At 52.7% G+C, this 8,633-nt stretch carries 8 protein-coding genes; all 8 read left to right on the top strand.

Going from position 1 to position 8,633, the window contains the following annotated elements:
• The coding region (locus IAE48_RS22910) for an EF-Tu/IF-2/RF-3 family GTPase (RefSeq protein WP_255568197.1) at positions 1-603 on the top strand (603 nt) is incomplete at its 5' end.
• Positions 604-831: 228 nt separating this feature from the next.
• Entirely contained in the window at positions 832-1,215 is a 384-nt protein-coding gene (secE, locus tag IAE48_RS22905; RefSeq protein WP_003033128.1) for a preprotein translocase subunit SecE, read from the top strand.
• 1 nt (position 1,216) lies between these two features.
• Positions 1,217-1,762, top strand: a complete 546-nt coding sequence (gene nusG / locus IAE48_RS22900) for a transcription termination/antitermination protein NusG (protein ID WP_006816549.1) — start codon at positions 1,217-1,219, stop codon at positions 1,760-1,762.
• Between the two features lie 141 nt (positions 1,763-1,903).
• Complete coding sequence (gene rplK, locus IAE48_RS22895) at positions 1,904-2,332, top strand: 50S ribosomal protein L11 (RefSeq protein WP_054804427.1); 429 nt, start codon at positions 1,904-1,906, stop codon at positions 2,330-2,332.
• Between the two features lie 3 nt (positions 2,333-2,335).
• The gene (gene rplA, locus IAE48_RS22890) at positions 2,336-3,040 is read left to right on the top strand and encodes a 50S ribosomal protein L1 (protein WP_023479399.1); all 705 of its coding nucleotides are present in this window, start codon (positions 2,336-2,338) and stop codon (positions 3,038-3,040) included.
• Between the two features lie 298 nt (positions 3,041-3,338).
• Positions 3,339-3,836, top strand: a complete 498-nt coding sequence (gene rplJ / locus IAE48_RS22885) for a 50S ribosomal protein L10 (RefSeq protein ID WP_007704673.1) — start codon at positions 3,339-3,341, stop codon at positions 3,834-3,836.
• Positions 3,837-3,902: 66 nt separating this feature from the next.
• Positions 3,903-4,271, top strand: a complete 369-nt coding sequence (gene rplL / locus IAE48_RS22880; protein ID WP_042716076.1) for a 50S ribosomal protein L7/L12 — start codon at positions 3,903-3,905, stop codon at positions 4,269-4,271.
• Positions 4,272-4,592: 321 nt separating this feature from the next.
• Positions 4,593-8,621, top strand: a complete 4,029-nt coding sequence (gene rpoB, locus IAE48_RS22875) for a DNA-directed RNA polymerase subunit beta (protein ID WP_023479402.1) — start codon at positions 4,593-4,595, stop codon at positions 8,619-8,621.
• Positions 8,622-8,633: the final 12 nt, after the last annotated feature.

The raw sequence follows: 8,633 nt of genomic DNA, 5'->3' as shown, positions 1-8,633 counted from the left end.
TACCTGGATTCCTACATCCCGGAACCAGAGCGCGCGATTGACAAGCCGTTCTTGCTGCCGATCGAAGACGTATTCTCCATCTCCGGTCGTGGTACCGTTGTTACCGGTCGTGTAGAGCGCGGTATCATCAAAGTTGGTGAAGAAGTTGAAATCGTTGGTATCAAAGACACCGCGAAATCTACCTGTACCGGCGTTGAAATGTTCCGCAAACTGCTGGACGAAGGCCGTGCTGGTGAGAACGTTGGCGTTCTGCTGCGTGGTATCAAACGTGAAGAAATCGAACGTGGTCAGGTACTGGCTAAGCCGGGTTCCATCAAGCCGCACACCAAATTCGAATCTGAAGTGTACATCCTGTCCAAAGATGAAGGCGGCCGTCACACTCCGTTCTTCAAAGGCTACCGTCCGCAGTTCTACTTCCGTACAACTGACGTGACTGGCACCATCGAACTGCCGGAAGGCGTTGAGATGGTAATGCCGGGCGACAACATCAAAATGGTTGTTACCCTGATTCACCCGATTGCGATGGACGATGGTCTGCGTTTCGCAATCCGTGAAGGCGGCCGTACCGTTGGCGCGGGCGTTGTAGCAAAAGTTCTCAGCTAATCGCTGATAACATTTGACGCAATGCGCAAGAAAAGGGCATCATTTGATGCCCTTTTTGTACGCTTTCGACCCAGAACCTGGCTCATCAGTGATTTTTTTGTCCATAATCATTGCTGAGACAGGCTCTGAAGAGGGCGTGAGTCCGAAACTCGCCAGAGCATTTCGGTTTGGTTGCCTCGCTTATGCGGGGCAAAAATGTTTGTCTGAATTCTTGTGACAGGTTGGTTTATGAGTGCGAATACCGAAGCTCAAGGGAGCGGGCGCGGCCTGGAAGCGATGAAGTGGGTTGTTGTTGCAGTACTGCTGCTCGTGGCTATCGTTGGCAACTATCTTTATCGTGACATGATGCTGCCGCTCCGCGCGCTGGCAGTTGTAATTCTGATTGCTGCAGCAGGTGGTGTCGCGCTGTTGACGACGAAGGGAAAAGCGACCGTTGCTTTTGCCCGTGAAGCGAGAACCGAAGTACGTAAAGTGATTTGGCCCACTCGTCAGGAAACATTGCACACCACGTTGATTGTGGCTGCGGTCACCGCAGTTATGTCACTGATCCTGTGGGGGCTGGATGGTATTCTGGTCCGCCTGGTTTCCTTTATCACTGGCCTGAGGTTCTGAGATGTCTGAAGCTCCTAAAAAGCGCTGGTACGTCGTTCAGGCGTTTTCCGGTTTTGAAGGCCGCGTAGCAACGTCGCTGCGCGAGCATATCAAATTACACAACATGGAAGAGTTGTTTGGCGAAGTTATGGTGCCGACCGAAGAAGTGGTCGAAATCCGTGGCGGCCAGCGTCGCAAAAGCGAACGCAAATTCTTCCCGGGCTACGTACTTGTCCAGATGGTAATGAACGACGCCAGCTGGCACCTGGTACGCAGCGTTCCGCGCGTAATGGGCTTCATCGGTGGCACCTCCGATCGTCCGGCGCCGATTAGCGACAAAGAAGTGGATGCGATCATGAACCGCCTGCAGCAGGTTGGTGATAAGCCGCGTCCGAAAACGCTGTTCGAGCCGGGTGAAATGGTCCGCGTTAGCGATGGTCCGTTTGCCGACTTTAACGGTGTGGTTGAAGAGGTGGACTACGAGAAGTCCCGCCTGAAAGTTTCCGTTTCTATCTTCGGTCGTGCGACCCCGGTAGAGCTGGACTTTAGCCAGGTCGAAAAAGCCTAAATATTCGGCGATCAAACGTTGCACAAGGCGTGAAATTGACATACAATTTCGCGCCTTTTGTTTTTACGGGTTCTGAACCGGTAAAACAGTTTTAACCACGGGGAGCCTTTCGGGGCGCTATACCCAAACGAGGAAATTTCAATGGCTAAGAAAGTCCAGGCCTACGTCAAGCTGCAGGTTGCAGCTGGCATGGCAAACCCGAGCCCACCGGTTGGTCCGGCTCTGGGTCAGCAGGGTGTTAACATCATGGAATTCTGCAAAGCGTTCAACGCAAAAACAGAATCCATGGAAAAAGGTCTGCCGATTCCGGTTGTTATTACCGTTTACGCTGACCGTTCTTTCACTTTCATTACCAAAACGCCTCCGGCAGCAGTTCTGCTGAAGAAAGCGGCTGGTATCAAGTCTGGTTCCGGCAAGCCGAACAAAGACAAAGTGGGCACCATCTCCCGCGCTCAGCTGCAGGAAATCGCTCAGACTAAAGCCGCGGACATGACCGGTTCTGACATTGAAGCGATGACTCGCTCAATCGAAGGTACTGCGCGTTCCATGGGCCTGGTAGTGGAGGATTAAGAAATGGCTAAACTGACCAAGCGTATGCGCGTGATCCGTGACAAAGTTGATGCGACCAAACAGTACGACATCAACGAAGCCATTGCTCTGCTGAAAGAGCTGGCCACTGCTAAATTCGTAGAAAGCGTAGACGTTGCCGTTAACCTCGGCATCGACGCACGTAAATCTGACCAGAACGTACGTGGTGCAACTGTACTGCCGCACGGTACTGGCCGTTCTGTTCGCGTAGCCGTATTTGCCCAGGGCCCGAACGCTGAAGCTGCTAAAGCAGCTGGCGCTGAGCTGGTAGGTATGGAAGATCTGGCTGACCAGATCAAGAAAGGCGAAATGAACTTTGACGTTGTTATTGCTTCCCCGGATGCAATGCGCGTTGTTGGCCAGCTGGGCCAGGTTCTGGGCCCGCGCGGCCTGATGCCGAACCCGAAAGTTGGTACTGTAACGCCGAACGTTGCTGAAGCGGTTAAGAACGCTAAAGCGGGTCAGGTTCGTTACCGTAACGACAAAAACGGCATCATCCACACCACCATCGGTAAAGTGGACTTTGACGCTGACAAACTGAAAGAAAACCTGGAGTCTCTGCTGGTTGCGCTGAAAAAAGCAAAACCGTCTCAGGCGAAAGGCGTGTACATCAAGAAAGTTAGCATCTCCACCACCATGGGTGCTGGTGTTGCGGTAGACCAGGCTGGTCTGAACGCAGCGGCGAACTAATATTCGCCTTTACGTGGGTGGCGGATTTGTCTACAATCTTCCCCCACGTTTTGCTCGCGTAAGCTAGCAAACAAAAAGATTTGTTCGTTGGAGCCTGGCCTATCCAGGCCTCCGTCGAAGACCGCAGGTGTTTCGCAAGAGACTTAATTCCCTGCGTAGACGGTGACAGAACCTGAAGAATATTTTTTAAGTACTCTTTGGCTTGTTTCTGCTCACCGTATTAAGACGCTCTTTTCGTTGAAAAGAGTGAAGTGAGTTCCAGGGCATGAGCCCTGGCAAACATCCAGGAGCAAAGCTAATGGCTTTAAATCTTCAAGACAAACAAGCGATTGTTGCTGAAGTCAGCGAAGTAGCCAAAGGCGCGCTGTCTGCGGTTGTTGCGGATTCCCGTGGCGTTACCGTAGATAAAATGACCGAACTGCGTAAAGCAGGTCGCGAAGCCGGCGTTTACATGCGTGTTGTTCGCAACACCCTGCTGCGCCGTGTTGTTGAAGGTACTCAGTTCGAGTGCCTGAAAGACGCGTTCGTTGGTCCGACCCTGATTGCATATTCTATGGAACACCCGGGCGCTGCTGCTCGTCTGTTCAAAGATTTCGCGAAAGCGAATGCAAAATTTGAGGTCAAAGCCGCTGCCTTTGAAGGTGAGTTGATCCCGGCGTCCCAGATCGATCGCCTGGCAACCCTGCCGACCTACGAAGAAGCAATTGCACGCCTGATGGCAACCATGAAAGAAGCCTCTGCTGGCAAACTGGTTCGTACTCTGGCTGCTGTACGCGATGCGAAAGAAGCTGCTTAATCGCAGTTTTCTCTATAACGCATTCGCTTACGTATAAACTTATTCTGATATTCAGGAACAATTTAAATGTCTATCACTAAAGATCAAATCATTGAAGCAGTTGCCGCTATGTCCGTAATGGACGTTGTAGAACTGATCTCTGCAATGGAAGAAAAATTCGGTGTTTCTGCTGCTGCCGCTGTAGCTGTTGCTGCTGGCCCGGCTGCTGAAGCTGCTGAAGAGAAAACTGAATTCGACGTTATTCTGAAAGCTGTTGGCGCTAACAAAGTTGCTGTTATCAAAGCAGTACGTGGCGCAACTGGCCTGGGTCTGAAAGAAGCTAAAGACCTGGTAGAATCTGCTCCGGCCGCTCTGAAAGAAGGCGTGAGCAAAGATGACGCTGAAGCTCTGAAAAAATCTCTGGAAGAAGCTGGCGCTGAAGTTGAAGTTAAATAAGCCAACCCTTCCGGTTGCAGCCTGAGAAATCAGGCTGATGGCTGGTGACTTTTTGGTCACCAGCCTTTTTGCGCTGTAGAAGGCGCTGGTAGTGTTTCACACTGTTTGACTACCTGTTGCCTTTTCAATGCTTGTTTCTATCGACGACTTAATATACTGCGACAGTCGCTCGGCGCTGTGTAAATCGCAATGAAATGATTTAAGCGTGATAGCAACAAGCATTGCGGAAAGTGCTCCACTTTCCGGTCAAAAAAATAGTGTTGCACAAACTGTCCTTTCCCTGGGCAGATGGGTCGACTTGTCAGCGAGCTGAGGAACCCTATGGTTTACTCCTATACCGAGAAAAAACGTATTCGTAAGGATTTTGGTAAACGTCCACAAGTACTGGATGTTCCCTATCTCCTTTCTATCCAGCTTGACTCGTTCCAGAAGTTCATCGAGCAAGATCCTGAGGGCCAGTACGGGCTCGAAGCGGCATTCCGCTCCGTGTTCCCGATCAAGAGCTACAGCGGCAATTCGGAACTGCAATACGTCAGCTACCGTCTTGGCGAACCCGTATTTGACGTTAAAGAGTGTCAAATCCGTGGTGTGACGTACTCCGCCCCGCTGCGCGTAAAACTGCGTCTGGTGATCTACGAGCGCGAAGCGCCGGAAGGCACCGTAAAAGACATTAAAGAACAAGAAGTCTACATGGGCGAAATTCCGCTCATGACCGACAACGGTACCTTTGTTATCAACGGTACTGAGCGTGTTATCGTTTCTCAGCTGCACCGTAGCCCGGGCGTCTTCTTTGACAGCGACAAGGGTAAAACCCACTCTTCCGGTAAGGTGCTCTATAACGCACGTATCATTCCTTACCGTGGGTCATGGCTGGACTTTGAGTTCGATCCGAAAGACAACCTGTTCGTTCGTATCGACCGTCGTCGTAAGCTGCCGGCCACCATCATTCTGCGCGCGCTGAACTACACCACTGAACAGATCCTTGACCTGTTCTTTGAAAAAGTAGTCTTTGAGATCCGCGACAACAAGCTGCAGATGGAACTGGTACCGGAACGTCTGCGTGGCGAAACCGCCTCCTTCGATATCGAAGCCAACGGCAAAATGTATGTTGAGAAAGGCCGCCGCATCACCGCGCGCCATATTCGTCAGCTGGAAAAAGACGAAATCCAACATATCGAAGTGCCGGTTGAGTACATCGCAGGCAAAGTTGCGGCGAAAGACTACGTTGACGAATCCACTGGTGAGCTGATCTGCCCGGCCAACATGGAGCTGTCGCTCGATCTGCTGGCTAAACTGAGCCAGGCTGGTCACAAACGTATCGAAACGCTGTTCACCAACGATCTGGATCACGGCCCGTACATCTCTGAAACCGTACGCGTCGACCCAACTAACGATCGTCTGAGCGCGCTGGTAGAAATCTACCGCATGATGCGCCCGGGTGAGCCGCCGACTCGCGAAGCGGCTGAAAGCCTCTTCGAAAACCTGTTCTTCTCCGAAGACCGCTACGACCTTTCTGCGGTAGGCCGCATGAAGTTCAACCGTTCTCTGCTGCGCGACAGCATTGAAGGTTCCGGTATCCTGAGCAACGACGACATCATCGAAGTGATGAAGAAGCTCATCGGTATCCGTAACGGCATCGGTGAAGTGGATGATATCGACCACCTCGGCAACCGTCGTATCCGTTCCGTAGGCGAAATGGCGGAAAACCAATTCCGCGTTGGCCTGGTGCGTGTAGAGCGTGCGGTGAAAGAGCGTCTCTCTCTGGGCGATCTGGATACCCTGATGCCGCAGGACATGATCAACGCCAAGCCGATTTCGGCGGCGGTGAAAGAGTTCTTCGGCTCCAGCCAGCTCTCCCAGTTTATGGATCAGAACAACCCGCTGTCTGAGATTACGCACAAACGTCGTATCTCTGCACTTGGCCCGGGCGGTCTGACCCGTGAGCGCGCAGGCTTTGAAGTTCGAGACGTACACCCGACCCACTACGGTCGCGTATGTCCAATCGAAACGCCTGAAGGTCCGAACATCGGTCTGATCAACTCCCTGTCCGTCTATGCACAGACTAACGAATATGGCTTCCTCGAAACGCCGTACCGTAAAGTGACTGACGGCGTGGTGACTGACGAGATCCATTACCTCTCTGCAATTGAAGAGGGTAACTACGTTATCGCTCAGGCGAACACCAACCTGACGGAAGAAGGGCGTTTTGCAGAAGATCTGGTAACCTGCCGTAGCAAAGGCGAATCAAGCCTCTTCAGCGCAGACCAGGTTGACTACATGGACGTATCCACCCAGCAGGTGGTTTCCGTCGGTGCATCCCTGATTCCGTTCCTGGAACACGATGACGCCAACCGTGCATTGATGGGTGCGAACATGCAACGTCAGGCGGTTCCGACTCTGCGCGCTGATAAGCCGCTGGTTGGTACCGGTATGGAACGTGCTGTTGCCGTTGACTCCGGCGTAACTGCCGTTGCGAAACGTGGCGGTACCGTTCAGTACGTGGATGCTTCCCGTATCGTTATCAAAGTTAACGAAGACGAGATGTACCCGGGCGAAGCAGGTATCGACATCTACAACCTGACCAAATACACCCGTTCTAACCAGAACACCTGCATCAACCAGATGCCGTGTGTTTACCTGGGTGAGCCGATTGAGCGCGGCGACGTGCTGGCAGATGGTCCGTCCACCGACCTCGGTGAACTGGCGCTCGGTCAGAACATGCGCGTAGCGTTCATGCCGTGGAACGGTTACAACTTCGAAGACTCCATCCTCGTCTCCGAGCGTGTGGTTCAGGAAGATCGTTTCACCACTATTCACATCCAGGAACTGGCTTGTGTGTCCCGTGACACCAAACTGGGGCCGGAAGAGATCACCGCTGACATCCCGAACGTGGGTGAAGCTGCGCTCTCCAAACTGGATGAATCCGGTATCGTTTACATCGGTGCAGAAGTGACCGGCGGCGACATTCTGGTTGGTAAGGTAACGCCGAAAGGTGAAACCCAGCTGACGCCAGAAGAGAAACTGCTGCGCGCGATCTTCGGTGAGAAAGCGTCTGACGTTAAAGACTCTTCTCTGCGCGTACCAAACGGTGTTTCCGGTACGGTTATCGACGTTCAGGTCTTCACCCGCGATGGCGTGGAAAAAGACAAACGTGCGCTGGAAATCGAAGAGATGCAGCTCAAACAGGCGAAGAAAGACCTGTCTGAAGAACTGCAGATCCTCGAAGCTGGCCTGTTCAGCCGTATCCACTCCGTGCTGGTATCCGGTGGCGTTGAAGCTGAGAAGCTCGACAAACTGCCGCGCGACCGCTGGCTGGAACTCGGCCTGACCGACGAAGCGAAACAGAATCAGCTGGAACAGCTGGCTGAGCAGTACGACGAACTGAAACACGAGTTCGAGAAAAAACTCGAAGCGAAACGCCGTAAAATCACTCAGGGCGACGATCTGGCACCGGGCGTGCTGAAGATTGTTAAGGTTTATCTGGCCGTTAAACGTCAGATCCAGCCTGGTGATAAGATGGCAGGTCGTCACGGTAACAAGGGTGTTATCTCCAAGATCAACCCGATCGAAGATATGCCATACGATGAAAACGGCACGCCGGTAGACATCGTACTGAACCCGCTGGGCGTACCGTCTCGTATGAACATCGGTCAGATCCTTGAAACCCACCTGGGTATGGCTGCGAAAGGTATTGGCGACAAGATTAACGCCATGCTGAAACAGCAGCAGGAAGTCGCGAAACTGCGCGAGTTCATCCAGCGTGCATACGATCTGGGCGCTGACGTTCGTCAGAAAGTCGACCTGAGCACCTTCAGCGATGACGAAGTGCTGCGTCTGGCTGAAAACCTGCGTAAAGGCATGCCGATCGCAACGCCGGTCTTCGACGGTGCGAAAGAGTCTGAAATCAAGGAACTGTTACAGCTGGGTGGCCTGCCGACTTCCGGTCAGATCACACTGTTCGACGGTCGTACCGGTGAGCAGTTCGAGCGCCAGGTTACCGTTGGCTACATGTACATGCTGAAACTGAACCACCTGGTTGATGACAAAATGCATGCGCGTTCCACCGGTTCCTACAGCCTGGTTACTCAGCAGCCGCTGGGTGGTAAGGCGCAGTTCGGTGGTCAGCGCTTCGGGGAGATGGAAGTGTGGGCGCTGGAAGCATATGGCGCGGCATACACCCTGCAGGAAATGCTCACCGTTAAGTCTGATGACGTGAATGGTCGTACCAAGATGTATAAGAACATCGTGGACGGCAACCATCAGATGGAACCGGGGATGCCAGAGTCCTTCAACGTACTGTTGAAAGAGATTCGTTCGCTGGGTATCAACATCGAGCTGGAAGACGAGTAACTCTCGCTCAAA

It is taken from the genome of Kosakonia sp. S57, assembly GCF_016516575.1.
Classification (GTDB): domain Bacteria; phylum Pseudomonadota; class Gammaproteobacteria; order Enterobacterales; family Enterobacteriaceae; genus Kosakonia; species Kosakonia cowanii.
The sequence above is the reverse complement of the archived record's forward strand: the minus strand, read 5'-3'. Positions and strand labels throughout refer to the sequence as shown.